This is a genomic window from Agrobacterium sp., assembly GCF_032092815.1.
GTDB lineage: Bacteria > Pseudomonadota > Alphaproteobacteria > Rhizobiales > Rhizobiaceae > Agrobacterium.
Window position 1 is genome coordinate 87,778 of record NZ_DAMDBP010000015.1, and the last position, 24,416, is coordinate 112,193.

General features: G+C 55.5%; 23 protein-coding genes and 1 pseudogene. 11 read left to right on the top strand and 13 right to left on the bottom strand.

The features are described from left to right. The first annotated feature begins 205 nt into the window (after positions 1–205). Entirely contained in the window at positions 206–2,446 is a 2,241-nt protein-coding gene (locus RT613_RS11520; protein ID WP_313615455.1) for an exopolysaccharide transport family protein, read from the top strand. A gap of 14 nt (positions 2,447–2,460) precedes the next feature. Here RT613_RS11520 and RT613_RS11525 read toward each other — a convergent pair whose 3' ends face one another. Further along, positions 2,461–3,696: a GNAT family N-acetyltransferase gene (locus tag RT613_RS11525; protein WP_313615457.1), complete on the bottom strand. Its 1,236-nt coding sequence runs from the start codon at positions 3,694–3,696 to the stop codon at positions 2,461–2,463. A gap of 102 nt (positions 3,697–3,798) precedes the next feature. Next, a complete protein-coding gene (locus RT613_RS11530; protein WP_313615459.1) occupies positions 3,799–4,011 on the bottom strand; it encodes a DUF2842 domain-containing protein in 213 nt (70 codons plus the stop codon). Between the two features lie 193 nt (positions 4,012–4,204). Here RT613_RS11530 and RT613_RS11535 point away from each other — a divergent pair, with 193 nt between their 5' ends. After that, a complete protein-coding gene (locus RT613_RS11535; RefSeq protein WP_313615460.1) occupies positions 4,205–5,323 on the top strand; it encodes a COX15/CtaA family protein in 1,119 nt (372 codons plus the stop codon). Here the strand turns inward: RT613_RS11535 and RT613_RS11540 are convergent. From RT613_RS11540 to RT613_RS11570, 7 genes are all read right to left on the bottom strand, one after another. Further along, positions 5,320–6,186: an aminoglycoside phosphotransferase family protein gene (locus RT613_RS11540; RefSeq protein ID WP_313615462.1), complete on the bottom strand. Its 867-nt coding sequence runs from the start codon at positions 6,184–6,186 to the stop codon at positions 5,320–5,322. The two genes, RT613_RS11535 and RT613_RS11540, sit on opposite strands and share 4 nt — an antisense overlap. Next, on the bottom strand, positions 6,183–7,115 hold the full coding sequence (argC, locus tag RT613_RS11545; RefSeq protein WP_313615464.1) for an N-acetyl-gamma-glutamyl-phosphate reductase: 933 nt from the start codon (positions 7,113–7,115) through the stop codon (positions 6,183–6,185). Before argC ends, RT613_RS11540 begins: the two co-directional genes overlap by 4 nt. A gap of 72 nt (positions 7,116–7,187) precedes the next feature. Next, the gene (gene speB, locus RT613_RS11550) at positions 7,188–8,141 is read right to left on the bottom strand and encodes an agmatinase (protein WP_313615466.1); all 954 of its coding nucleotides are present in this window, start codon (positions 8,139–8,141) and stop codon (positions 7,188–7,190) included. 201 nt (positions 8,142–8,342) lie between these two features. Then, positions 8,343–8,810, bottom strand: coding sequence for a 30S ribosomal protein S9 (rpsI, locus tag RT613_RS11555; RefSeq protein ID WP_313615468.1), 468 nt, complete (start codon positions 8,808–8,810; stop codon positions 8,343–8,345). A 2-nt stretch (positions 8,811–8,812) separates the two neighbouring features. Further along, positions 8,813–9,277, bottom strand: a complete 465-nt coding sequence (rplM, locus tag RT613_RS11560) for a 50S ribosomal protein L13 (RefSeq protein ID WP_192487535.1) — start codon at positions 9,275–9,277, stop codon at positions 8,813–8,815. A 228-nt stretch (positions 9,278–9,505) separates the two neighbouring features. Continuing rightward, the gene (locus RT613_RS11565) at positions 9,506–10,342 is read right to left on the bottom strand and encodes a DMT family transporter (RefSeq protein ID WP_313615469.1); all 837 of its coding nucleotides are present in this window, start codon (positions 10,340–10,342) and stop codon (positions 9,506–9,508) included. A 559-nt stretch (positions 10,343–10,901) separates the two neighbouring features. Beyond that, positions 10,902–11,234, bottom strand: coding sequence for a hypothetical protein (locus RT613_RS11570; RefSeq protein WP_313615471.1), 333 nt, complete (start codon positions 11,232–11,234; stop codon positions 10,902–10,904). Between the two features lie 95 nt (positions 11,235–11,329). Here RT613_RS11570 and RT613_RS11575 point away from each other — a divergent pair, with 95 nt between their 5' ends. Together RT613_RS11575 and RT613_RS11580 are read left to right on the top strand one after the other, a co-directional pair. Continuing rightward, the gene (locus RT613_RS11575) at positions 11,330–11,761 is read left to right on the top strand and encodes a CoA-binding protein (protein ID WP_313615473.1); all 432 of its coding nucleotides are present in this window, start codon (positions 11,330–11,332) and stop codon (positions 11,759–11,761) included. Positions 11,762–11,852: 91 nt separating this feature from the next. Further along, positions 11,853–13,136, top strand: a complete 1,284-nt coding sequence (locus RT613_RS11580; RefSeq protein WP_313615475.1) for an O-acetylhomoserine aminocarboxypropyltransferase — start codon at positions 11,853–11,855, stop codon at positions 13,134–13,136. Positions 13,137–13,323: 187 nt separating this feature from the next. Here RT613_RS11580 and rpsU read toward each other — a convergent pair whose 3' ends face one another. Beyond that, the gene (gene rpsU, locus RT613_RS11585) at positions 13,324–13,554 is read right to left on the bottom strand and encodes a 30S ribosomal protein S21 (RefSeq protein WP_313615476.1); all 231 of its coding nucleotides are present in this window, start codon (positions 13,552–13,554) and stop codon (positions 13,324–13,326) included. A 268-nt stretch (positions 13,555–13,822) separates the two neighbouring features. On the opposite strand from rpsU, the gene RT613_RS11590 reads away from it, so the two are divergent. Then, positions 13,823–14,179 (top strand): cupin domain-containing protein, encoded by a 357-nt coding sequence (locus RT613_RS11590; RefSeq protein ID WP_313615477.1) that lies wholly within the window; start codon positions 13,823–13,825, stop codon positions 14,177–14,179. Positions 14,180–14,266: 87 nt separating this feature from the next. Next, positions 14,267–14,506, top strand: a complete 240-nt coding sequence (locus RT613_RS11595) for a hypothetical protein (RefSeq protein WP_313615478.1) — start codon at positions 14,267–14,269, stop codon at positions 14,504–14,506. A gap of 94 nt (positions 14,507–14,600) precedes the next feature. On the opposite strand, the gene RT613_RS11600 is transcribed toward RT613_RS11595, so the two are convergent. Continuing rightward, complete coding sequence (locus RT613_RS11600; protein ID WP_313615480.1) at positions 14,601–15,848, bottom strand: cytochrome P450; 1,248 nt, start codon at positions 15,846–15,848, stop codon at positions 14,601–14,603. 78 nt (positions 15,849–15,926) lie between these two features. Beyond that, entirely contained in the window at positions 15,927–17,153 is a 1,227-nt protein-coding gene (locus tag RT613_RS11605; protein ID WP_313615482.1) for a GGDEF domain-containing protein, read from the bottom strand. 721 nt (positions 17,154–17,874) lie between these two features. Here RT613_RS11605 and clpP point away from each other — a divergent pair. Further along, a complete protein-coding gene (clpP, locus tag RT613_RS11610; RefSeq protein WP_313615484.1) occupies positions 17,875–18,507 on the top strand; it encodes an ATP-dependent Clp endopeptidase proteolytic subunit ClpP in 633 nt (210 codons plus the stop codon). A gap of 290 nt (positions 18,508–18,797) precedes the next feature. Then, positions 18,798–20,075, top strand: a complete 1,278-nt coding sequence (gene clpX / locus RT613_RS11615) for an ATP-dependent Clp protease ATP-binding subunit ClpX (protein ID WP_313615486.1) — start codon at positions 18,798–18,800, stop codon at positions 20,073–20,075. Between the two features lie 244 nt (positions 20,076–20,319). On the opposite strand, the gene RT613_RS11620 is transcribed toward clpX, so the two are convergent. Further along, positions 20,320–20,727 (bottom strand): hypothetical protein, encoded by a 408-nt coding sequence (locus RT613_RS11620; protein ID WP_313615488.1) that lies wholly within the window; start codon positions 20,725–20,727, stop codon positions 20,320–20,322. A 113-nt stretch (positions 20,728–20,840) separates the two neighbouring features. Between RT613_RS11620 and lon the strand changes: the two genes are divergently transcribed. The 3 genes and pseudogenes from lon to RT613_RS11635 form a co-directional block, all read left to right on the top strand. Next, positions 20,841–23,258, top strand: coding sequence for an endopeptidase La (gene lon, locus RT613_RS11625; RefSeq protein ID WP_313615490.1), 2,418 nt, complete (start codon positions 20,841–20,843; stop codon positions 23,256–23,258). Positions 23,259–23,460: 202 nt separating this feature from the next. Further along, entirely contained in the window at positions 23,461–23,736 is a 276-nt protein-coding gene (hupB, locus tag RT613_RS11630) for a DNA-binding protein HupB (protein WP_313615492.1), read from the top strand. A 220-nt stretch (positions 23,737–23,956) separates the two neighbouring features. Then, positions 23,957–24,416 (top strand): annotated as a pseudogene (locus RT613_RS11635) (alkaline phosphatase); the annotation flags it as partial.

The window sequence follows — 24,416 nt, forward strand, 5'->3', positions numbered from 1 at the left end:
GATGTTATCGATCTGTTAGGGTTAACGTGGAGTAAAGAGCGTTGAAAAAGTGCAAATTCGGGCTCTGAAATCTACAGGCGCAGTTAACTGTTGGGTTACCATAAAGTCTTAAAATTACCGGCTACAGGAATGTAATGGGCAAGATGCGTCAAAAGGTGGCGGTCTCGTCCAGCCTGCCCCTTGGGGTCACGATGCAGGAGTTTGCATGTCAGCGACAGGCCGTAATGACAAAGACGTGGATATCGATCTCGCGCGGCTGGTGCTGGCCATTTGGGAGAGGCGGGGAAAAATTGCTGCAGCGACGTTGATCGCCGGCGGTCTTGCCTTTGCTGCCTCCAGCGCCATGTCGCCGGTCTATCGTGGCGAGGCACGCGTTCTCATTGAAACCCGCACTGCCTCCTTCGGCAATGCAGATCCGAACGGCGCCAGCTCTCAACAGGTGCTGGATGATCTGAACATCGTCAGCCAGACGCAGCTTCTGCAATCGGTAGACCTAATCAAGCAGGTTGCCCGCAACATGAAGCTTTACGAACTGACCGAATTCGATCCCGACGCCAGTCCTTCGCTCCTGTCGCGCCTGCTCATTCTGGCCGGAATGAAAAAGAACCCGCTGGAAGTGGCACCCGAAGAGCGCGTCATTTCGACCTTCCGTGAAAAATTGCAGGTTTACCGTGCTGAAACCTCGCGCGTGATCGCAGTTGAGTTTTCCTCAAAGGATCCGGCGCTGGCCTCGGCCATTCCCAATGAAATTCTCAAAGTCTATCTGTCGCAGCAGAGCGGTGCGAAGCTCGATGCCAATTCAGAAGCGGCACGCTGGCTGGAGCCGGAAATTGCCAGCCTGCGCGAAAAGGTGCGCGAGGCTGACAAAAAGGTGGCCGACTATCGTGCATCCGCCGATCTGTTGACGGTGGGTGAGGGCACCAATTTTGCCACCCGCCAGCTTGGCGACATTTCATCGGAGCTGGCGCGTGTGCGCGGCGAGCGCGCCAATGCTGAGGCGCGGGCGGAAAATGTTCGCAATGCGCTGTCATCGGGACGCCCGACGGATACTTTGCCAGATATCATCGCGTCACAGATGATCCAGAGGTTGAAGGAAACCGAATCTGGCATCCAGTCGCAGATATCAGACCTCTCCACCACAATGTTGGACGGTCATCCACGGATCAAGGCGCTGCGTGCGCAGCTAGGCGGCATTCGCAGCCAGATTGAAACGGAAACCCGCAAGGTTCTGGCGAGCCTGGAAAACGAGGCAAATGTGTCCCGCCTGCGTGAACGCCAGATCGTGCAGCAGCTGAACACGCTGAAAGCCGATGGCGCGCGCGCCGGTGAAGATTCGGTCGACCTGAACGATCTCGAACGTGATGCGACTGCCCAGCGCCAACTGCTGGAAACCTATCTGGCCCGCTACCGTGAAGCGACCTCGCGCACGGCAAGCATGGATTCCAGCCCGGCCGATGCCCGTGTCATCTCGGCAGCGGTTGAGCCGCGCCAACCCTATTTCCCGAAGGTCGGGCCGATTGTCGTGGTCGTGTCGCTCGTCACCTTCCTGCTGTCCTGCGTCGTCGTGATGCTGGTTGAACTGTTTACCGGCCGTGCCTTGCGGCCGGTCGGCGCCTCACGGAATGAAGAGCTTGAGGCCCAGGAAACAACCATCGAACCGGTGGTAACACCGGTTGCTGTCACCCAGGTTGTCGCCACTCCGGTCGCGCCTGTTGAAGTGGTTTCCGCAGAACATATGGCTGTCGAGGCCGATGAGGCGCTGGCGACGGAAATGGAAGAGACGCTTGTTCTCGACGAAGCCAAGACAGATGACGATGCGCAGGCCGAGGATGATGAACCCACTGGCCTTGAGACATTCTCGATTGAAATGGTTGCCGAATATCTGGCCATGAAGGGCGTTGGTCCCGTGGCAACTGTTGTCTCGCCGGCGGGTGATGCCGGTTCCACCGCCACCGTCATGCTGGCACGTGCGGTCTCGGAAGGCGGACGGACAGTAGTGATTGTTGATATGACGGCATCGGCGTGCCCAACCCGCCTGATGGCACCGTCTGTCAATCTGCCCGGAATTACCGACCTGTTGGCCGGTGAAGTGAACTTTGCCGAGACGATCCACAATGACCGCCTGTCCAGCGCCCATATCGTGCCGCAGGGTAAGACGCCGGCCCGTGAGGCCATGCGGGTTATCGACCGTCTGACCATGGTGGTGAGCGCCTTGGCCGATGTCTACGATACGGTGCTGATTGAATGCGGTGCTGTTGATGTGGTGCGTGCAGCCGGCATTTTGAAAAACCTGTCGACGGATATCATCGTTTCTGCGCCAGACCCAGACGAGAAGGTTCTGTCAGAGGTCATGCAAACCTTAGCCGATGACGGTCATTCGCGTGTGCTTGTGATGTCTGGCATGAACAGCCAGCGTCAGCAGCAGGGCAATCGTACAGCGGCTTAAATGCCGCCCTGCCATCAATCGCTGTCGGTTTCCGGCTTGGCGGTTTCTTTCCTGGCGCGCAGGGACTGGATGAACCCATAGAGTTTCGGATGCGCCTTGATGAATGTCTTGGCAGCCGCCAGCGCGCGGTAGCCAAGGGCTGGCAGATATCCTTTCACGGACAAGGCTCTGAACATGTCATGCTGTACGGTCACGACCGTGCACCAGCTTCTTTTATAGAGCTGATCGCCAATGCCGAAGTCAAAAACCGCAGCACCTTCGGTGCAGCTTTTTTCAATCATCAGCCAGAACAGCAATTCGCCGGGGCTCGCGTCGGCGGCAAGGTGTGAATGTATGGAGCCGAACTGACAGATCACGTGGTCGCCCTTGCGCGACAGTCCGGCAATGGCGGCAACGGCATCGTCATGGCCGGGTAGGCGGATCGCGTGAAGCTCCAGCGGCACGTTGTCGGCCTGAAAGGCTACATCGACCAGCCCATGGAAAAACCGCTGCACATCCTTGGCCTGGAAGACATCAGGGATTTTCTGGCTCGCAAACCGCTCTGCCTTCTGCTGGAAGAACGTATCGAGCAATTCATGCTGTTTGGCCGGATCGCGCGTCAGATAATATTCATAACCGCCAATCTCATTCAGGCGTTTGGTCTGCACGCGAAACTTCTTGCGGCGCCGTTTGGCGTTGACCTGCGCCAGCGTGTCTTCAAACTGCGGATGCAACGGAAGCTGAAAGGAGCGGTTCTGGTTTTCACTGGTGGCAAACGCGCTTAACGGATGGCGACGCCCACGCCAGTTGAGCGGAATGTTCTGCAGGGCAAGCACATCGACCCGGTCGCGTAACTGATGACGAATATCTGTCAATATCTGTCTGGCATCATCTGTCGTCGCAATCTCGGCGAAGGCACTGTCGAACAGGCCTGTGTTGATATTGTTGAAATTGCCACCGGGAAATCTGGCAATACGAAACGGGCCTTTACGCCTAATTTCCAGCGGAATCAAAAAGACTGTCTTGCCTGATATCTGGCCGCGAACAATGATCAGCGGCGTGCCCATCGCCTGGCTCCAGGCGGCACACCACGCGTAACTCTGGTGCAGGGAATTGAGCGGATCGCGCTCCAGCGCAAGCCAGTCGGTCTTGGCTGACGCCATGTCTGTCAGAATGTCGACGGAAAGCGGACCGCTTGCCGCGCGTGTCAGCGCGGGCAGTTGGTCCTTATCTGTCTCTGTTTCCGGCAGGGTCGGCTGTACCGTTCTCATTCAAAACTCCGCTCATCAGCGGCAGGATAACAGCAACGCCAGCAAGAAAGAGTTTATCGGTCCGTTCTATCCGCGAAAGTTACAAGTGCAGTTAGCACAAGGTTACTTGGTCGGTTTGCGTCCAGCCATCCATTTGATCAGTGCCATGGCTGGCAAAACCCACAGAAGACCCGTTCCAATGAAGTACAGCAGATGAACCCACCAGGGTGATTCTGCGAGATTGGCTGCCGCATATGACGTTGCCAGAATGGCATAAACAATCACCATGATAATGATGATGATGGTTCCGATAAACGAACGCAGGCGAGCAGGCATGAGCTTCTCATTGGTTAACGTGTTGTGCCGTGCGACGGGTTGCCGCAAACATGCAGGGCTTGTTTTGCCTTAACGGTTGGGGCAAATCAACGTTATAGCTTTCGCTACAAGGTCTTTCCTGCCTTGGCCATGCGTTTGGTCAAGAACACCGGCCTTCTTTAACAGGGTGAAAAACCCTTGTGGAGTTGAGAATATGAGCCTGAATACCGCAGCATTGGCTGGGAAATCTCCTGAGGCTGCTCTTGAAAACACCCTTGCAAAACAGGACCGAAACCGCCGCATGCTGCGCATCTGGCTGGGCGTGGTCATTTTTACGCTGTTTTGCCTTGTGCTGGTGGGTGGCGCAACGCGCCTGACAGAATCGGGATTGTCCATCACCGAATGGAAGCCGATCCATGGCGCTATCCCGCCTTTGTCGGTTGAGGAATGGCAGGAAGAATTCGAGCTTTACAAGCGCATTCCGCAATATCAGGAAATCAACAAGGGCATGAGCCTTGATGAGTTCAAGATGATTTTCTGGTGGGAGTGGGCGCACCGGCTGCTGGCGCGCGGCATCGGTATCATTTTTGCGCTGCCACTAGCATTTTTCTGGATCACCGGTCGTGTGGAAAAACGCATTCGCTTGCCGCTGGTCGGCCTGCTGGCGCTTGGTGGTTTTCAGGGTTTCATTGGCTGGTGGATGGTCTCATCAGGTCTCGTCAACCGCACTGATGTGTCGCAATATCGCCTGGCAACCCACCTGACGATAGCCTGTCTTATCTTTGCAGGCTGTATGTGGATCATGCGCGGCCTGTCGCACCATTCGTCTGACGCGGTAGGGGAAAAAAAGGGACGCACCTTTGCAGCCGTGCTGTTCTGCCTCTGTCTGTTCCAGATCTATCTTGGTGCGTTGGTCGCCGGTCTCAATGCCGGTCTATCCTACAATACCTGGCCACTGATGGATGGTGCGGTGGTTCCCGCTGATCTGTTCATGCAGCAGCCCTGGTGGATCAACCTGTTCGAGAACCCCAAGACCGTGCAGTTCATCCACCGCCTCGGCGCCTATACGCTGTTTGCTGCGGCTTTGTGGAACATGATCCGCATGTGCCGGGAGATGCCTGGTTCACCGCACACACGCCGCTCCATCCTGCTGTTTGTGCTTGTCTCCATGCAGGCTGCCCTCGGCATCATCACGCTGCTCATGCATGTGGATATTCACGTTGCTCTGGCCCATCAGGGCATGGCGCTGGTGGTGCTGGGATTTGTCACGGCCCATTGGCGCGGTTTTATCGGCGAATATTCCGCGCCGGTTACCGTCGAGGTGAGGGACTAAAGCTCAAGCAGTGTGCGGGCGATCTGGATGAACGCCAGTCGCTCGTGAGCGTTCTCGCTGTCTTCGAAAGGCGTACCGTCTTCCAGTGACCAGCAAATCGATAATCCTGCGTGCGCGATGGCGTAACGCAGGATTTTTTGTTCCGGGCAGGTGAGGATCTGCGAAAACAAAACGATAAGGCTTTTGATGCGCTGCGGATTGATGATGTCGGGCAGGGCATTCAGCGGATTGCCGAATATATTGGCCACATCATAGGCCGCATCGCCAATCAACCCCTGCGGGTCGATCGCAAGCCAACCGCGTGCGCCACCCGATACGATGTTGTCGTGATGCAGGTCGCCATGCAACGGTTTGACGTTGTCCTGTGTTGCCAGAAGCTGCGAGGCCAGCTGACGGGCAAAGTCGAGCGGTTCGCCCAGCGCCGGTTGATGCCTGTCAGGCGACGTCTTGAATAGCGCTGCGAAATGCCTGTCGAGTGGCGTTAGCTCTGATGGTGCTGCGCTGCCGGCAGCGTGAAGCCTCGTCAGGACATCTGCCACAATAACGTTGCTGGCCGCTTCGCCGTGCTGCAGGCGATAGTGCCGCAGAGTGGTGTCGCCGGCATCTTCCAGCAGGCAGCTCATGTCATGGCGCTCAAGCAGCCTGATCGTGCCATTGCCGTCCCTCCAACTCAAGAAGGCCATGCCAGGCAGCTCACCGATGCCACGTGGCTTCAGTGTCTTCAGAACGGCCTGTGTCCCGTCAGCACGGGTAACGCGGTACACAAGGCTGCTTGGGGTGTCGGCAAGAAGAAAGGCGGAGGATATGCTCCACCGCCTTTTGATGTCGTCTGAAATGACGGTTGAGCTTGTGCCGTCGGTCATACCGAGAGCATCAGCTCCATGTTCTGCACGGCAGCGCCGGATGCGCCCTTGCCAAGGTTATCGAGCAGCGCCACGAGGTTGATGTGCTCGCCGCCTTCGGTGCCGAACACGAACAGCTTCATGGTGTCCTTGCCCGCCAGTTCCTCGGCGTCGATGCGCGACAGACCCTTGCTGTCTTCCAGCGATACGACGGTGACGATGTCCTGACCGGCATAATGAGCAACCAGCGCCTCATGAATGGTCTTGATGTTCGTGCCGTCCTTCAGGTCAGCGGCAAACAGCGGCACCTGAACGATCATGCCCTGTGCGAAACGACCAACCGATGGCGAAAACAGCGGTGCGCGGTCCAGCAGGCCGTGGGTCTTCATTTCAGGAACATGCTTGTGCTTCAGCGGCAGGCCATACAGGAAGTTGTTGGCGGTGATGGCATCGTCGCGGCTCAGATCTTCCATCTGGGCAATCATCTGCTTGCCACCACCGGTGTAACCGGACACGGCATTGACGGACACCGGATAACCGTCCGGCAGCAGACCTGCAGCGCGCAGCGGACGGATAAGGCCGATGGCACCGGTTGGGTAGCAGCCGGGATTGGCGACAAAACGCGCAGAGCTGATCTTGTCGCCCTGTGCCTTGTCCATTTCGGCAAAACCATAGGCCCAGTCAGGCGCGATACGATAGGCGGTCGACGTGTCGATGATACGCACATTGTTGTTGCCGGCCACCATGGACACCGCTTCCTTGGAGGCGTCGTCCGGCAGGCACAGAATGGCGACGTCGGCATTGTTCAACATGTCTTCGCGCATGGCGGCATTGCGTCGCTCTGCCTCGGGAATCGACAGCAATTCGATATCGCGGCGGTCGGCAAGGCGTGTGCGGATCTGCAAGCCCGTTGTGCCGTGTTCGCCGTCGATGAAGATTTTCGCTGTCATGCCCTTATCCTAGCTTTTCAATGGGTTATGGAGATTGGCGGAATCACTCTGCCAATCGCTTGAATCAATTCGTCAGCGCGCCTTGGCAAGCCGTTCGGCACGCAGGCCAAGCATATACATCGCAACTGTGGCACCGGCAATGGCGGTAATGTCTGCATGGTCATAGGCAGGTGCCACCTCCACCACGTCAGAACCCCTGATGTCGAGCTGGCCAAGGCCGCGCAGGATCGACAATATCTTGGCGCTGGTTGGCCCACCGGCAACAGGCGTGCCCGTGCCGGGCGCAAAGGCCGGGTCGAGGCAATCAATGTCGAAGGTGAGGTAGACGGGCTGGCCAGCCGTGCGGTTGACGATCAGCGAGGCAATGTCACTTGCCCGCATGTCTTCGACATCATGACCATAAACGATGCGGATGCCGAAATCCTCCGGTGCATGGGTGCGGATACCGATCTGGATGGATCGGTCAGGATCGATCAGACCGTCACGCACCGCACGCGCCACGAAGGAGCCGTGGTCAATGCGTTTGCCGTCATCGAACCACGTGTCCTGATGGGCGTCGAACTGCACCAGCGCCAGCGGTCCATGTTTGGCAACATGGGCTTTCAGCAGCGGCCAGGTGATGAAGTGATCGCCACCAAGGGTCAGAAGATAATCCGAGCGGGAAAGGATCTTGCGCGCTTCCTTTTCGATCTTGGCAGGGGTCTGCCAGTGGTTGCCGTAATCGAGCAGGCAATCACCGTAATCAATGGTCGGCATGCCCTCGAACAGATCACGGTGAAACGGATATTGCGGGTCGTTGTCGAAAATCGCTGAGGCACGGCGAATGGCCTGTGGTCCGAAGCGTGCGCCGGGGCGGTTGGAGGTGGCGGCGTCAAAGGGAATGCCCCAGACAACGGTCGATGCGCCATTCAGGTTCTTGGTGAATTTTCGCCGCATGAAGGACAGCGTGCCGGCATGGGTGGGATCGGTTGCTGCTGAGGTGAGGGAAGAAGCCGTGAATGCGTGGTCGATCGTTTTTCCCGGCATGCGTCAGTCTCCGTTTTTATCGAATCCGTAAGCCTGTTTTATGCGCGCGATGTGTATGTCCCATGATGGAGTTGGTGCTGTCGATGACATCGCTGTGCGGCAAGATGCTCGACATTGTGCTTTCATGCAACTGGCACAAGCAGAAACGAAAAAAGGCGGAACCGAAGTCCCGCCTTTTCGAAGTCTGTATTCCAGTAGCGATTAACGCTTGGAGAACTGGAAGGAACGGCGAGCCTTGGCCTTACCGTACTTCTTACGTTCAACGACGCGGCTGTCGCGGGTCAGGAAGCCACCCTTCTTCAGAACAGAGCGCAGGCCCGGTTCGAAGTAGGTGAGAGCCTTGGAGATACCGTGACGAACGGCACCAGCCTGACCAGAGAGACCACCACCAGCAACAGTTGCGATAACATCGAACTGGCCTGTACGTGCTGCTGCAACGACTGGTTGCTGCAGAATCATCTGCAGAACTGGACGTGCGAAGTATGCAGTGAAGTCGCGACCGTTGATGATGATCTTGCCAGTGCCAGCCTTAACCCATACGCGGGCTACGGCGTTCTTGCGCTTGCCGGTTGCGTAGGAGCGACCGAGAGTGTCAACCTTGCGGACATGTACAGGAGCCGAAGCTTCTGCTGCCGGAGCGAGGTCTTTCAGAGAGGAAAGATCGGCCATTATTAGGCGCTCCTTACGTTCTTGCTGTTGAGCTTGGCAACGTCGAGAACGACCGGCTGCTGTGCTTCATGTGGGTGGTTGGAACCAGCGTAAACGCGCAGGTTCTTCATCTGGCGACGGCCGAGCGGGCCGCGCGGGATCATGCGTTCAACTGCCTTCTCGAGAACGCGCTCCGGGAAGCGGCCTTCGATGATCTGGCGAGCTGTACGCTCCTTGATGCCGCCTGGGTAGCCGGTGTGCCAGTAGTACTTCTTGTCGGAATACTTGTTGCCGGTGAAGACAGCCTTTTCCGCGTTGATGATGATGACGTTATCGCCGTCGTCAACGTGCGGTGTGTAGGTTGCCTTGTGCTTGCCGCGAAGACGGTTTGCAACAACGGTGGCGAGACGACCAACAACGAGGCCTTCGGCATCGATGATGATCCACTTCTTCTCCACCTCAGCGGGCTTCTGAACGAAAGTCGACATGTTTCTGTCTTTCTGTATGGACCCATGGGCCATAAGGCTCTGGGCGTTTTTTGTTGCTTGGTGTTCTTGCGCCAAAACGCAAGGGCAGGCCGCATTTGCATGAAATACGATCTGCCGCGGCTTATACGTGGGCGCTGATAAACCGTCAAGATTTCAAAATCGGACAACGTTAGAAAAAGACGTTGTAAATCAATTGTTTATTTATGTGGTAAAATGTTACCACATTTTTTATCCCAATCGCATCACCAAAACGCCTGCTGCAATGATGCCGCCAGCGATGTAGCGCCAGATACTGGCCCTTTCCTTGAGGATGAAAACCGAGATGACGATGGCAAACAGGATAGAGGTTTCCCGAAGTGCTGCGACGATGGCGACCGGCGCCTTGGTCATCGCCCAGAGTGCCAGACCATAGGACAGGATGGAGCCGCCACCGCCGAGAATGCCGCGCCACCAGTTGCCGCGCACATGGTTGATGACCGCGCGCCCGCCGCGCATGTAAACCGCGTGGCTGAACAGCAGCACAGGCGGCAACAGAGACATCCACAGCGTATAGGAAATCGCGTTTCCAGCCTCGCGGGCGCCCACACCATCAACGAAGGTGTAACTGGCAATCACGGCGGCATTGAGCAGTGCAAAGATCGTGGCCGTGCGTCCGCCATGGCGCGCCTCAAACGCCAGCGTCATGATGCCGGCGCAAATCACGAAAATGCCGGTAAGCGCGATGGGTGACAGATGTTCGCCCAGAATGAAGCTGCTGCTGGCCGCGACGATCAGCGGTGCGACACCGCGCATCAGCGGGTAGACCAGTCCGATGTCGCCAATCGTGTAGGCGGCGGCAACCAGTCGGAAATAGATGAACTGCAAAACTGCAGATGCCAGGATGAATGGCAGAGCCGTTGCTTGCGGCATGGGCAGAAATGGGAGAAAGGGCAGGGCGCAACATGCACCACCAGCGGCAATCAGTGCGGCATCGAGTGATTTGTCCTTGCCGGATTTGACCAGTGCATTCCAGCTTGCATGGAGCAGTGCTCCGAAGAGAACCAATAATAGCACATCGATGGACAAGGTGATGATCCGCTTGCGAGAAAAACCGGCTGGTTATCTGCTGTTCTATGCGCAGTGAAAGTGACTTCGCAAGCGCTTGTCGATGGCATCGGTTTTTTGTGGTTTTTTGGGTCAGGAAAAACGTCATCTCAAATCGGGCATTTTACCACATCGAAAAGCTGTGCCAGCCTAAAAATTCGAACTCAATAATTGAGGAATGCAACCATGTGGTGATTTTGTAACCCTGCAATTTTCACAGGGTTTTGTGACCCGTTTTCGCGAAAAAATAGATAATTCGGCAAATGTTGCAATTTGCGATATATCTGAAGTGTCGTTGCGCGGGCTTCGTCACTTAATGCTGGATGTTGAACTGCCAGATCAGGCGAAAATTACGCTGTAGATTTCGTACAGTTGCGTTTTCTAATTAAACTATAAGTAGTCGCTAAAATGCCTATGAATAAATAGCGAACTTACGCAAAACGAAAAGTGAACATTTTTCGCGCGTAAAGTTTATTTCGGCGCATGCTAAACGGCATTGCAAAAACAACGCGCCGAAAAGATCGGTCAAGATTTTACGTGGTCAGCAGTCTCTGCCGAACGAAAATGGGCTGCAGCGATCATTGGTGCGCGGTTCGCATTTGTAGACCGGGCAGTTTTTTGCGTCGCGGGTAGGTACGCTGCTGTCAGCTGCATATTCGCCAGTATTGCACTGACGGTCGCCTCGCACATATCTGTCGTAAAGCGTCATGTTGCGCACGCGCGTCGACGGGTAGCGCAGAATAGCCGCACCTTCACGGTCGATAGCACTTTGAACCGCAGCGCAGGTCATGCCCGTCGTGTTGTAGCGGGAAATAGCCGAAGCAGGGGAAACTGCGAGCGTGACAAGCAGGATCGCGAATGTTGTCTTGAGCATCGTCTGCTCCTTTTCTTTTTGTTGTTAGATCCCATATGCAAATCTGCATATCGCAGCCGATCAAAAAGATAGCCTATCCATTCAGGAGCCGGATCATGCAGCATGATACTTACGACAATGATTATATAGCAGAAATTCTGCGTTCGGTGAAGACAATCGCCCTGACTGGTGCCTCTCCCAACCCGGACCGTCCAAGCTATGGTGTCATGCGGTTCCTCTTATCCAAGGGATACCGGGTGATTCCCGTTAATCCAGGGCAAGCGGGTAAGGAAATTCTCGGCCAGAAGGTTTATGCTCACCTTGCGGATATTCCAGAAACGGTCGACATGGTCGATGTGTTCCGTGCCAAGGAATATTTGTCATCCGTCGTCGATGAGGCCATTTTGATGTCACCCCGTCCAAAGGTCGTGTGGGGCCAGTTGTCTGTGCGGGACGATGCCGCCGCAGCAAAGGCTGAAGCCTATGGAATCAATATGGTCATGGATCGTTGCCCGGCCATTGAGTATCCGCGCCTGAATATTGCGTAATAGTTGTTCGCAACAGACTTATCATTTGCCGACAAGCGGTTATGATCCCTCCAAAGTCCAGTTCAAGGTCTGACATTTTGGAGGAAATACCATGTCCAGCAACAATCCCGGTTTTGCGACGCTTGCTATTCATGCAGGCGCGCAACCTGACCCGACAACGGGTGCCCGCGCCACGCCGATTTACCAGACAACGGCCTATGCCTTCAGAGATTCGGACCATGCTGCCGCACTTTTTGGGCTGAAAGAGTTCGGCAATATCTATACCCGCATTATGAACCCCACCCAGGCAGTGCTGGAAGAACGTGTGGCAGCCCTCGAGGGCGGTACCGCAGCGCTCGCCGTTGCCTCCGGTCATGCGGCACAGATGCTGGTGTTTCACACGCTGATGCAGCCGGGCGACAATTTTGTTGCGGCTCGCCTGCTTTACGGCGGCTCGATCAACCAGTTCGGCCATGCCTTCCAGAACTTTGGCTGGCAGGTGCGTTGGGCAGATACCGCAGAGCCTGAAACATTTGAAAAACACATCGACGACCGGACCAAGGCAATCTTCATCGAGAGCCTTGCCAATCCCGGTGGGACCTTCGTGGACATCGCGGCCATTGCCGAGGTTGCCCGCAAGCACGGCCTGCCACTGATCGTCGATAACACCATGGCCAGCCCTTATCTGGTGCGTCCGCTGGAACATGGCGCTGATGTGGTGCTGCATTCGCTGACCAAGTTCCTTGGCGGTCATGGCAACTCCATGGGCGGCATCATTGTGGATGGCGGCACATTTGATTGGTCTGCATCGGGTAAATATCCAATGTTGTCTGAACCACGTCCGGAATATTCCGGCACGGTGCTGCATGCCACCTTCGGCAATTTTGCCTTTGCCATTGCCTGCCGCGTTCTTGGTCTGCGTGACCTTGGTCCGGCGATTTCGCCGTTTAACGCCTTCCTGATCCTGACGGGTATTGAAACCCTGCCACTGCGCATGCAGCGCCATTCGGAAAATGCGCTTGCCGTTGCCAAATGGCTGAAGAAACATCCCAAAGTCGGCTGGGTCCATTATGCCGGTCTTGAAGACAGTTCCAACCACGCCATCCAGCAGCATTATTCGCCATTGGGTGCGGGCTCGGTCTTCACCTTCGGCCTGAAGGGCGGTTACGAGGCGGGCAAGGGATTTGTTGCAGGTCTGCAGCTGTTCTCGCATCTGGCCAATATTGGCGATACGCGGTCGCTGGTCATTCACCCCGCATCCACTACCCATGCGCAGCTTTCACCGGAGCAGCAGGTCGCAGCCGGTGCCGGACCGGATGTCGTTCGTCTGTCGATTGGTCTTGAGGATGTAAACGACATCATTGCCGACCTGGAGCAGGCGCTGTCGAAGGTCTGATGTCGGAAGCTTGAAGTGGGGGAGGCGGCAGTCATAGAAATTGTCCGGTTTGTGCAGGTGTGCCTGCGCAGACCGGGTCAATGAAGATGGTGCTTTCGCCTTCTCCAAAAAAATAAAGAGACCCAACGAATTGGATCTCTTTAAAAACAGGTCGAATCGACTGGTTACCGCCAAGCGGTAAGGACGATTACTTGGCCTTGCGTGGCTTGGAAGGCAGCAGGCCTTCGCGCTGCAACTGCTTACGAGCCAGCTTGCGCTGACGGCTGACAGCCTCAGCCTTTTCACGTGCCTTCTTGATAGATGGCTTTTCAAATGCTTCGCGCAGACGCATTTCACGGAAGATGCCTTCACGCTGAAGCTTCTTCTTGAGAACGCGGAGTGCCTGGTCGACGTTATTGTCGCGTACGAGTACCTGCATAGTTTCCTCTTAGCAGTCTGGAAAAAATTTTGCGCCACCATACTCAGTTTCGCGGCGAATGAAAGATCGATAATCGATTTTTAATGGGCATTTTTGGGTTTCTTGCATCAATAATGCGAGATTTCTGCCTTTCGACCGTGTTTTGATTTGTGCGAAGGCGGCTATTTTCCAACTTGCGGCCTGTGCGCAATCTGCGCGACACATCTTTGTGCTCAACGAACACGCCCCGATTTGGCCGATTTGATTCTAACCTGGAGAACATGATTTCATGGCATTGACCCTGTCATTCAACCCTGAGGAAAAACTGGCCAATGTGGTGCCGGAATACGGTGCACCGAAACCGGAGCGGCTGATTTCGGGTGATCCGCAGTTCACGACATGGAATATTGAAGAGGCCGATGGTGGGCTCTATGCCGGCATCTGGCAGTCGACGCCCGGCATGTGGCGGGTGGAATATGATGAGTGGGAATATTTCAATATTCTCGAGGGCCATTCGGTGCTGACCTCTGACGAGGGGGAAAGCTTTGTGTTGCGCGCCGGGGACCGGATGGTATTAAGACCCGGCTTCAAGGGAAGCTGGGAAGTCCTTGAAACGACTCGCAAGGACTATGTGATCCGTCTTTAAATGGAAGCGGAGGCAAATGACATGGCCCTGGTTGCCGGTGCGCAGATGTAGCACGAAAAATCAGGGCCGGAATGAATAGGTACTGTAATGAGAATTTTGAGAACGTTTCTGATCGTCGTGATCATCTCCGTCGGCTTCATCGGCTTTAAATGGTACAAATATGTCACCAACGCCGACAGCCCCTATGATGAGGTTGGTATTGAGCTGAACAGCCGCATGCCGGGACCGATCAACAAATGGGGCTGCGATAAGCTGCACGAGACATTTGGCAATGTTCTTCCGCCCTATGGCTGCCAGGGCGGCAGCGATGGACGGCAGTGGCTTTGATCGCAATATATAATTGAGACAAAAACGCCGTGTGTTTTCATCAAACACACGGCGTTTTTGTATCGGCCAAATCTTGCGATGCCTTGCCCTTTGATCACCAGACGAGGTCCAGACGGTCAAGGCCATGGAAGTGGTACACATCCTTCACCTTGGGCTGGCCGGCGATCTTCATGCCCGGCAGGCGCGCAAATAGCAGCGGCAACGCGATGTTCAGCTCCAGACGCGCCAGTGGCGCACCGATGCAGAAGTGAATGCCTGCACCGAAGGAAAGATTGGCACCCTCTGCACGGTCTGGCTTGAAGGTGAGGGGATCGGTGAATTTCTGCGGGTCGAGATTGGCGGCTGCGAGAATGAGGCTGACCTTGTCGCCGCGCTTGAATTCAATGCCGTCGATTTCCACCGGTTCCAGAACCCAACGCTGGAAGATGTGCACGGGAGCGCAGATGCGCAGCGTTTCTTCGACTGTACGCTCTGTGGTCTTTTCGTCAGAAAATAACGTATCCGGTGCGACACCGCTTTCCAGGATCACCCGCACCGAATTGCCGATCTGGTGCACCGTTGCCTCGTGGCCAGCGTTCAACAGCACGATGGTGGTCGACACAAGCTCGTCATCGGTCAGATACTGGCCCTTGTGCTCGGTGTGGATCATGTGGCTCATCAGGTCATCTCGCGGATTTTCGCGGCGATCCCTGATGATGCTGCGCACATAGTCGGCGAATTCCTTGGCAGCCTTGTCGGCCGCATATTCGTCTTCCGTCGTACGTTTGAACATATACATGCCAACATAGGCATGTGACCATTCCAGCAGTTTCGGCCCCATCTCCTCGGGAATGCCGATCATCCGCGCAATCATCGTGACCGGAATGATGTCTGCGAAGGAGGCGAGAAGCTCCGTCTTGCCGTCTTTTTCAAAGCCGTCGATCAGCTTGTTGGCGAGCGCCTCGATCTCGGGTTTCATGATCTCGACATGGCGAGACACGAAAGCGCGATTGATCAGCGTGCGCAGACGCGTATGTTCCGGTGGCTCTATTTCCAGCAGCGAATGACGCTCGGCCGCATCGAAATGTTTGACGTGCTCCAGCGGCTCGGCCAGGCCCAGCTCTTCACGGTTGGCGACATGCAGGATCTGGCGTCCAAAACGGCGGTCACGCAACAGCGCGTTGACGTGGTCGTAACCGGTGAAGAACCACTGCTTCTGTTCCTCCCAATAAAAGGTGGGACAGTGCTGGTGAAGGGCCGCATAAACCGCATTGGGATTTCCGAAGAACTCCGGGTTGCGGGCATCAAGGGAAACATGGCGTGTTGCCGTGTCGATTTTCAGAAAATCAGGAATATCAGTCATGCTGTAATATCTATTGCAAGGAATGGGCGGCAGGAAAGTGTTTTCCATGCCGCAGGCAAAAACGTGGTGGGTATCTTTTTACCGGTTGGCGATGGCCGTAATGCGCGTGAGCGCAGCCACCTGGCGGTTGGCATTGTTGTCCATCGGGTCTTCATCACGGTCATTGGCAGCAATGACGACATTGTTTTCGCCGTTGAAGAACACCGTTCTGTTGCGGCCTGCCTTTTTGGCTGCATAAAGCGCCCGGTCGGCAATGGTCATCAGCGTGTTGAGGTCGGGTGTGCCCGTATTGTCGGTGGCGATGCCGACGCTGACCGTCATTGGAATGGTCTGTTTGCCATCATCAAGCGGGGTGCGGGCCAGATGTAGCCGAATTGTTTCGGCAACCATGATCGCCCGTTCGGGCAGGGCGGTTTCCAGAAGCAGTGCAAATTCCTCGCCGCCCATGCGCACAAACATGCCCGTTTCGGCAATGATGGTTTCTGCCATGCGTGAAAAACGTGTGAGCGCGATGTCGCCAGACTGGTGTCCGTAACGATCGTTGATCTTCTTGAAATGGTCGATATCGAACAGGATGAGGGCCACGCTGTTGCCTGAAACGACGGATCGCTTGGCCAGCCTCTCGAACTCTTCCGTCAGGCCGCGGCGATTGCGGACACCGGTCAACTCATCGGTGGTTGCCAGCAGGTGCAAACGCTTTTCCGTTTCTTCAATATAAAGCATGGCGCTAAGCGTGATCACAGTAACAAAGAACAAAGCGCCGTAAACGGCGGTGATGGTAGTCAGCGGAACGACATTGCCGGTTGCCATATTGTGCTGGATGACGACGTAGCCGGTGAGGCCGCCACACAGGGCCTGGAATGCCAACATTCCGGCCAATATCTTGCGTGTCGCACTCAGCTTGCCCTTGTAGCTCAGCAGAACGCTGGCCAACATCAGGTAACCAAGGCCTGCGGCCGTATGATAAAGCACGATGCGGTAGGCCATGCTGTCGCGCACTGGCGGTACGAACATGAAGGCGATCCACAAAAGTGCAGGGATGGCCACCCAGCCCTCGATCTTTTTGCCGCTGGATTTCAGCAGACCGGAAAGCCAGCAGGCAAAACCCAGAAGTGCCACGGTGTTGCCAACCTGAATGGAGGCAAAATTGGGGATCTGTCCGCGCAGCATCACAAGAAAGCAGCCAATGGTATTGAGCGCAAAGCCGCCAGCAAACAGCAGATATTGTGTTTTGGCGCGTTGTCGCAGCCACACCCCAAACAGCAGGAAGGCAAGCGTCAGTGTTTCTGCGGCCCAGAGAAGCATTACTGTCTTTGCGTCAAACACCGTAGGATCCTAATCTGCGCGTTTGCGCCTGGCCTCATGCGCCGTGATCATCATGATCGCGCAAGAAAACGCGTGAAACTAACCTGATGGCCTTGGGCTTTATTCCCGGAACCGGGAATGAGGTAGCGGCCGTGCGCGGAAGTATCTGTCGCAATTGCTAATGAGTCGTTGCTGGAACGGGCCAAAACTCAGGCGATACCAAGGTTTCTTTTTGTCCCCAGATGTCGCCGCCTAAGGACTATGCAGCTGCTGTAACGTGAGGCAATTTTGGATGGGGAGCCCCGATGTGATTTGCGGCCAGGTCGATGGGACTGAAGCAGGTGTTTGCTGCGCAAAATGAGTTGAAAAAACCATGGACTTCGCATCCGAAGCGGTTTTGGTGCGAAAATTTCGCCGTTGAAAGAAAACTGTGCCGATAATGATGGGGCATGGTCTCAATTTGCAGCGACCCGTCTGGCGGATTCACCAATCATTCACCACATCGGGGTTTCGTCGTTGATGACGAGGCATGGCGACTGCGCCGCTCTGGCGACTCATGCGATTGCCCTTTAGAGCGCCGGTAAGAAATGCCCGCTATTAAGGATATCCGCCGCCTGTATCTTGAAGTACGGGGCTGGGACACTCTATGTAGAGAAGTGAAGAAATAGATTTGATTCCGGTTCGCAGATCGTGCCGGGCAAGAGGTTGATAAAGGACGGACATGAGAAATCCAGTTGATACAGCTATGGCTCTGGTGCCGATGGTCGTGGAACAGACCAATCGCGGCGAACGGTCCTATGACATCTACTCGCGTCTTCTCAAGGAACGCATCATTTTCCTGACTGGTCCGGTCGAAGATCACATGGCGTCGCTCGTTTGCGCCCAGCTGCTGTTTCTTGAGGCTGAAAACCCCAAGAAAGAAATCGCGCTCTACATCAATTCTCCTGGCGGTGTTGTGACGGCTGGCATGGCCATCTACGACACGATGCAGTTCATTCGTCCGGCCGTGTCCACGCTGTGCGTCGGTCAGGCAGCCTCCATGGGTTCGCTGCTTCTGGCAGCCGGTGAAAAGGGCATGCGCTTTGCAACGCCGAACGCCCGTATCATGGTTCACCAGCCTTCCGGCGGCTTCCAGGGTCAGGCATCCGACATCGAACGTCACGCCCGCGACATCATCAAGATGAAGCGTCGCTTGAATGAAGTTTACGTGAAGCATACGGGCCGCACGCTTGATGAGGTTGAAAAAACCCTTGATCGCGACCATTTCATGGATTCGGAAGAGGCAAAGGAATGGGGCGTTATCGACCGCATCCTGACCTCGCGCGCCGAAATCGAAGGTGCGACTGCTGGGTAACGCAGCAGTTTTTTTGACGCCGGTTTGATGCCCTCTGTGGAAATAGAGGGTTTAATCCGGACAAGAAAACGCTAATAGTGCATATTAAGGCTATGTTGAAATTTTATGACGTAGCCTTGATGCTTGAAGGGGATTTCGTTGCCTCCGGTGTTCGGATTGTTTATCCGGTCCGGTTTAGTACCCCCGGAAACAAGGCGGACACGGCTTTCGCAAGTGGAAATCGTGCCGGCAAGCGGTGAGTTTACCGCATTCCGTTTGACGGAATGACGGCGTGCTGGAAGGAAAGAGATATGAGCAAAGTCAGCGGCAGCAACGGCGGCGACTCGAAGAACACACTCTATTGTTCATTCTGCGGCAAGAGCCAGCACGAGGTCCGCAAGCTTATTGCTGGACCGACGGTATTCATCTGCGATGAATGCGTCGAATTGTGCATGGACATTATTCGCGAAGAGAACAAGAGTTCCATGGTGAAGTCCCGCGAAGGCGTTCCCACGCCGCAGGATATCATCAAGATTCTCGATGAATATGTCATCGGCCAGATGCAGGCGAAGAAAATTCTCTCCGTGGCCGTTCATAACCATTACAAACGTCTGGCACACGCCTCGAAAAACGGGGAAGTGGAACTGGCGAAGTCGAACATCATGCTGGTTGGCCCAACCGGTTGCGGCAAGACATACCTTGCCCAGACCCTGGCCCGCATCATCGATGTTCCTTTCACCATGGCCGATGCCACGACGCTGACCGAAGCCGGTTACGTGGGTGAGGATGTTGAAAACATCATCCTCAAGCTGCTGCAGGCTGCGGATTACAACGTTGAGCGTGCTCAGCGCGGTATCGTTTACATCGACGAAGTGGACAAGATTTCCCGCAAGTCTGACAACCCATCCATCACGCGCGACGTGTCGGGTGAGGGTGTGCAGCAGGCTCTGCTGAAAATCATGGAAGGCACGGTTGCATCCGTTCCTCCACAGGGTGGCCGCAAGCATCCGCAGCAGGAATTCCTGCAGGTGGATACGACCAACATCCTGTTCATTTGCGGTGGTGCCTTTGCCGGTCTGGACAAGATCATTTCGGCCCGTGGCGAAAAAACCTCGATTGGTTTTGGTGCCATGGTCAAGGGCCCGGAAGATCGTCGCGTTGGCGAAGTGCTGCGTGAACTGGAACCGGAAGATCTGGTCAAGTTCGGCCTCATTCCTGAATTCATTGGCCGTCTGCCGGTTCTGGCAACGCTCGAGGATCTCGATGAGGATGCGCTGATCCAGATCCTGTCCGAACCGAAGAACGCACTGGTCAAGCAGTACCAGCGCCTGTTCGAGATGGAAGATGTGGAACTGACATTCCATGAAGACGCGCTGCGCGAAATTGCCCGTAAGGCGATTATCCGTAAAACCGGTGCTCGCGGTCTGCGTTCGATCATGGAAAAGATCCTGCTCGACACCATGTTCGAACTGCCAACGCTGGAAGGCGTGCGTGAAGTCGTCATCTCTGACGAGGTTGTCAGTGGTGTAGCGCGTCCGCTCTACATCTACGCCGACCGTCAGGAAGAAAAGACCAACGTTTCGGCCTGATCCGCTACGTCTAGAATTGAAAGCCCCTTGCAGCCCTGCTGTGAGGGGCTTTTTCTTTGTCTGCCCGGGCCGGCCCGGCCCTGACCTGGCCTTTGCTTTCCGTTGGAGAAACCCATGAGCTTTGTATCCGCTGTTTTGGTGCATGTCGCAGACATGGATGTAGGGCTGGAATGGTATCAAAGCGCCTTCCTCAAGCGGGGCCGCCGGCAGCGTGGTCCACTGGTGGACGGATGACTTTGACGCTTCACTTGCTCATCTGCGGCGGCTCGGTGCCGTTCTCTATCGCGGCCCGATGAGAATCGATGGCGATATTCTCATGTGCCAGGTGCGCGACCCATCGGATAATTGCATAGGTCTTCGCGGCAATGTACCTCCGCCTGTGGAAGGGCAGGGGTAGATGGTCTAATTCCAGTGTTTTTGCTGAAGGTTTTATCGCAAATCTGTGACGTTCGCCGCTCTGGTCGCTATTTTGCGCATAGAGCAGTTTGCTCTTTGCTGATAATGTTTTACAACTGATTTGTGACGCGGTGTTTCGCGTCTGGCGGCAAGTGTATTTCGGCCCCGCAAGCATGCGTCTTGCGAAAGCGTAAAAAATAGTCTTGGTACACTCCGCATTTTGAATTTCGGTCCCTGTCGGGATACCGCGTTTCATCCGGCTTGAAATTGGGAATCTGAAACTCCATTTCATGTGGGAAACGAGAATGCGCCGAAGAACCCAAGAACTTCGGCAGAGTGGCTCACAAGAGGCCATGGAAAGGAAATAACATGACGAACACTACGTCTGCGGCATCTGGTGGTACTTACCCCGTTCTTCCCCTGCGCGACATTGTTGTTTTCCCGCATATGATCGTGCCCCTGTTCGTTGGGCGTGAAAAATCCATTCGTGCGCTCGAAGAGGTCATGGGTTCCGACAAGCAGATCATGCTTGCCACCCAGATCAATGCCAGCGATGACGATCCAGAGCCGTCTGCAATTCATGACGTCGGCACCGTTGCCAATGTGCTGCAGTTGCTCAAGCTGCCCGACGGTACCGTCAAGGTGCTTGTCGAAGGCAAGGGCCGCGCAAAGATCGAGAATTACACCAGCCGCGAAGACTTCTACGAAGCCACCGCCAATATCCTTGAGGAAACCAAGGATGATCCGGTCGAGGTTGAAGCGCTTTCCCGCTCGGTGATTTCCGAATTCGAAAGCTACGTGAAGCTCAACAAGAAGATTTCTCCTGAGGTGGTTGGCGTTGCCGGTCAGATCGAGGATTATTCGAAGCTGGCTGACACGGTTGCTTCGCACCTGTCGATCAAGATCAGCGAAAAGCAGGAAATGCTGGAAACCGTCAGCGTGAAGCAGCGCCTTGAAAAGGCTCTTGGCTTCATGGAAGGCGAGATTTCCGTTCTTCAGGTCGAAAAGCGCATCCGCTCGCGCGTCAAGCGCCAGATGGAGAAGACCCAGCGCGAATATTACCTGAACGAACAGATGAAGGCGATCCAGAAGGAACTCGGTGACGGCGAGGATGGCCGTGACGAGATGGCCGAACTGGAAGAACGCATCTCCCGCACCAAGCTCTCCAAGGAGGCCAAGGAAAAGGCCGAGGCGGAGATGAAGAAGCTGCGCCAGATGAGCCCGATGTCGGCAGAATCCACCGTTGTTCGCAACTATCTGGATTGGCTGCTCGGTCTGCCATGGGGCAAGAAGTCCAAGATCAAGACTGATCTGAACAATGCCGAGAAGATCCTCGAAGTCGATCACTTCGGCCTCGACAAGGTCAAGGAACGTATCGTCGAATATCTGGCCGTGCAGGCACGTGCCACCAAGATTCGCGGACCAATCCTTTGCCTCGTTGGCCCTCCAGGCGTTGGTAAGACGTCGCTTGCCAAGTCCATCGCCAAGGCCACAGGCCGCGAATATGTTCGCATGGCGCTGGGTGGTGTACGCGATGAAGCGGAAATTCGTGGTCACCGCCGCACCTATATCGGCTCCATGCCGGGCAAGGTCTTGCAGTCCATGAAAAAGGCCAAGAAGACCAACCCGCTCTTCCTGCTCGATGAAATCGACAAGATGGGCATGGACTTCCGTGGCGATCCGTCGTCTGCTCTGCTCGAAGTGCTGGATCCGGAACAGAACTCCACCTTCATGGATCACTACCTTGAAGTGGAATATGACCTGTCCGACGTGATGTTCATCACCACGGCGAACACGCTCAACATTCCAGGCCCGCTGATGGACCGTATGGAGATCATTCGCATCGCCGGTTACACCGAAGATGAAAAGCGCGAAATCGGCAAGCGTCACCTGCTGCCAAAGGCCATCAAGGAACATGCATTGCAGCCGAACGAGTTTTCGGTCAGCGATGATGCTCTCACGGCGGTCATCCAGCAGTACACCCGCGAAGCAGGTGTTCGCAGCTTTGAGCGTGAACTGATGAAGCTGGCCCGGAAGGCCGTGACCGAAATCATCAAGGGCAAGACTAAGTCCGTGGCAGTTACGGCGGCCAACATCCATGACTATCTGGGCGTGCCACGCTTCCGTCATGGCGAGGCTGAACGTGAAGATCAGGTCGGTGTTGTCACCGGTCTCGCATGGACTGAAGTGGGCGGCGAGTTGCTGACCATTGAAGGTGTGATGATGCCGGGCAAGGGTCGTATGACCGTGACCGGTAACCTGAAGGAAGTGATGAAGGAATCGATTTCCGCTGCGGCATCCTATGTCCGTTCGCGCGCTGTTGATTTCGGCATCGAGCCTCCGCGCTTTGACAAGAGCGACATCCACGTTCACGTTCCCGAAGGTGCCACTCCGAAGGATGGCCCATCGGCAGGTGTGGCGATGGCAACCGCCATCGTATCGATCATGACCGGCATTCCTGTTTCCAAGGATGTGGCCATGACCGGTGAAATCACACTGCGCGGTCGTGTTCTGCCCATCGGCGGCCTCAAGGAAAAGCTTCTTGCAGCCTTGCGCGGCGGCATCAAGAAGGTGCTCATTCCGGAAGAAAACGCCAAGGATCTGGCCGACATTCCGGACAATGTGAAGAACGGAATGGAGATCATTCCAGTGTCCCGCATGGGTGAGGTGATCGAGCATGCGTTGATCCGCAAGCCCGAGCCGATCGAGTGGGATGGCAGCATTGAGACGCCGCTCGTCGCCACTGTCGAAGGTGTCGATGACGCCGGTCAGACGATCGCTCATTGAGGCTTGCAGCTCTCAACGAGGCCAAAATTGGTAAAAAACACACAGGGGCTGGCAGAAATGCCAGCCTTTGTTGTGAAAAAACCAGCCAGACCTCTTGTTTTTCAGGCGATTCCGGCGCTTTTGAGTTGCGGGCCGCAGGTAGCTGGCTATTCTGCGCCCGGCTTAATTTGAGTCGTTTCAAACCATAGAAAGGGGTGGAAACATGAACAAGAACGAGCTCGTTTCCGCAGTTGCCGAGAAGGCCGGTCTCACTAAGGCAGATGCTGCTTCCGCAGTTGACGCTGTATTCGAAACCGTCCAGAACGAACTGAAGAATGGTGGCGACATCCGCCTCGCAGGTTTTGGCAGCTTCACTGTCAGCCGTCGCGAAGCCTCCAAGGGCCGCAACCCGTCCACGGGTGCTGAAGTTGATATTCCTGCCCGCAACGTGCCGAAGTTCTCGGCTGGCAAGGGTCTCAAGGACGCCGTGAACTCCTAAAGTTTCCAGTGTGCGCCCGCCTCAGCGGCGAGAGGGCGCATATTTGGCTTGTGAGTAATAAAATCGAAAGCCCGGTGCACAACTGCATCGGGTTTTTATTTTGGCCGCTACGTCGCTTTGCTGTGGATCGGCGGGCTACATAAGCACCACCTGTCATTCCTCTGTTACACACATAAAGCAGAAGCCGATTGTTTCGATTTCATGGAACAGGAGGCTTCCCATGACGTTCCGTTTTACTTCCGCCGGTCTGATGGCTGTGCTGATGACTTCCGTTGCCCTGCCTGCCGCTGCTGATCAGGTGTTCAACCGTATTGCATCGTTTCCCGTGGCGCAGAACCTGCCGGCCGACAAGGACGCGAAATCTGTTTCGTCAGCGGAAATCATTGCTGCCAGTGAAGATGGCAATACGCTGATCTATTCCGACAGCCCGCTGGGTGGCATTGGCTTCATCGATATTGCCGATGCCAAGGCCCCGAAGGCCGGTGGCGCGCTGCTGTTGGACGGCGAACCGACATCGGTTGCCGTTGCCGGCGCCAAGGTTCTGGCTGGCGTGAACACCTCCGAAAGCTACACAAAGCCATCGGGCAAACTGGTTACCGTCGATATCGTTTCCAAAAAAATCGAGGCAAGCTGTGATCTCGGCGGTCAGCCTGATTCTGTCGCGGTGTCGCCAGACAAGA

Bases quoted from the DNA above. Each gene is read 5' to 3' on its own strand.
- RT613_RS11520 (WP_313615455.1), top strand. From the start codon at position 206: ATGTCAGCGACAGGCCGTAATGACAAAGACGTGGATATCGATCTCGCG.
- RT613_RS11525 (WP_313615457.1), bottom strand. From the start codon at position 3,696: ATGAGAACGGTACAGCCGACCCTGCCGGAAACAGAGACAGATAAGGAC.
- RT613_RS11530 (WP_313615459.1), bottom strand. From the start codon at position 4,011: ATGCCTGCTCGCCTGCGTTCGTTTATCGGAACCATCATCATCATTATC.
- RT613_RS11535 (WP_313615460.1), top strand. From the start codon at position 4,205: ATGAGCCTGAATACCGCAGCATTGGCTGGGAAATCTCCTGAGGCTGCT.
- RT613_RS11540 (WP_313615462.1), bottom strand. From the start codon at position 6,186: ATGACCGACGGCACAAGCTCAACCGTCATTTCAGACGACATCAAAAGG.
- argC (WP_313615464.1), bottom strand. From the start codon at position 7,115: ATGACAGCGAAAATCTTCATCGACGGCGAACACGGCACAACGGGCTTG.
- speB (WP_313615466.1), bottom strand. From the start codon at position 8,141: ATGCCGGGAAAAACGATCGACCACGCATTCACGGCTTCTTCCCTCACC.
- rpsI (WP_313615468.1), bottom strand. From the start codon at position 8,810: ATGGCCGATCTTTCCTCTCTGAAAGACCTCGCTCCGGCAGCAGAAGCT.
- rplM (WP_192487535.1), bottom strand. From the start codon at position 9,277: ATGTCGACTTTCGTTCAGAAGCCCGCTGAGGTGGAGAAGAAGTGGATC.
- RT613_RS11570 (WP_313615471.1), bottom strand. From the start codon at position 11,234: ATGCTCAAGACAACATTCGCGATCCTGCTTGTCACGCTCGCAGTTTCC.
- RT613_RS11575 (WP_313615473.1), top strand. From the start codon at position 11,330: ATGCAGCATGATACTTACGACAATGATTATATAGCAGAAATTCTGCGT.
- RT613_RS11580 (WP_313615475.1), top strand. From the start codon at position 11,853: ATGTCCAGCAACAATCCCGGTTTTGCGACGCTTGCTATTCATGCAGGC.
- rpsU (WP_313615476.1), bottom strand. From the start codon at position 13,554: ATGCAGGTACTCGTACGCGACAATAACGTCGACCAGGCACTCCGCGTT.
- RT613_RS11590 (WP_313615477.1), top strand. From the start codon at position 13,823: ATGGCATTGACCCTGTCATTCAACCCTGAGGAAAAACTGGCCAATGTG.
- RT613_RS11595 (WP_313615478.1), top strand. From the start codon at position 14,267: ATGAGAATTTTGAGAACGTTTCTGATCGTCGTGATCATCTCCGTCGGC.
- RT613_RS11600 (WP_313615480.1), bottom strand. From the start codon at position 15,848: ATGACTGATATTCCTGATTTTCTGAAAATCGACACGGCAACACGCCAT.
- RT613_RS11605 (WP_313615482.1), bottom strand. From the start codon at position 17,153: ATGCTTCTCTGGGCCGCAGAAACACTGACGCTTGCCTTCCTGCTGTTT.
- clpP (WP_313615484.1), top strand. From the start codon at position 17,875: ATGAGAAATCCAGTTGATACAGCTATGGCTCTGGTGCCGATGGTCGTG.
- clpX (WP_313615486.1), top strand. From the start codon at position 18,798: ATGAGCAAAGTCAGCGGCAGCAACGGCGGCGACTCGAAGAACACACTC.
- RT613_RS11620 (WP_313615488.1), bottom strand. From the start codon at position 20,727: ATGAAACGCGGTATCCCGACAGGGACCGAAATTCAAAATGCGGAGTGT.
- lon (WP_313615490.1), top strand. From the start codon at position 20,841: ATGACGAACACTACGTCTGCGGCATCTGGTGGTACTTACCCCGTTCTT.
- hupB (WP_313615492.1), top strand. From the start codon at position 23,461: ATGAACAAGAACGAGCTCGTTTCCGCAGTTGCCGAGAAGGCCGGTCTC.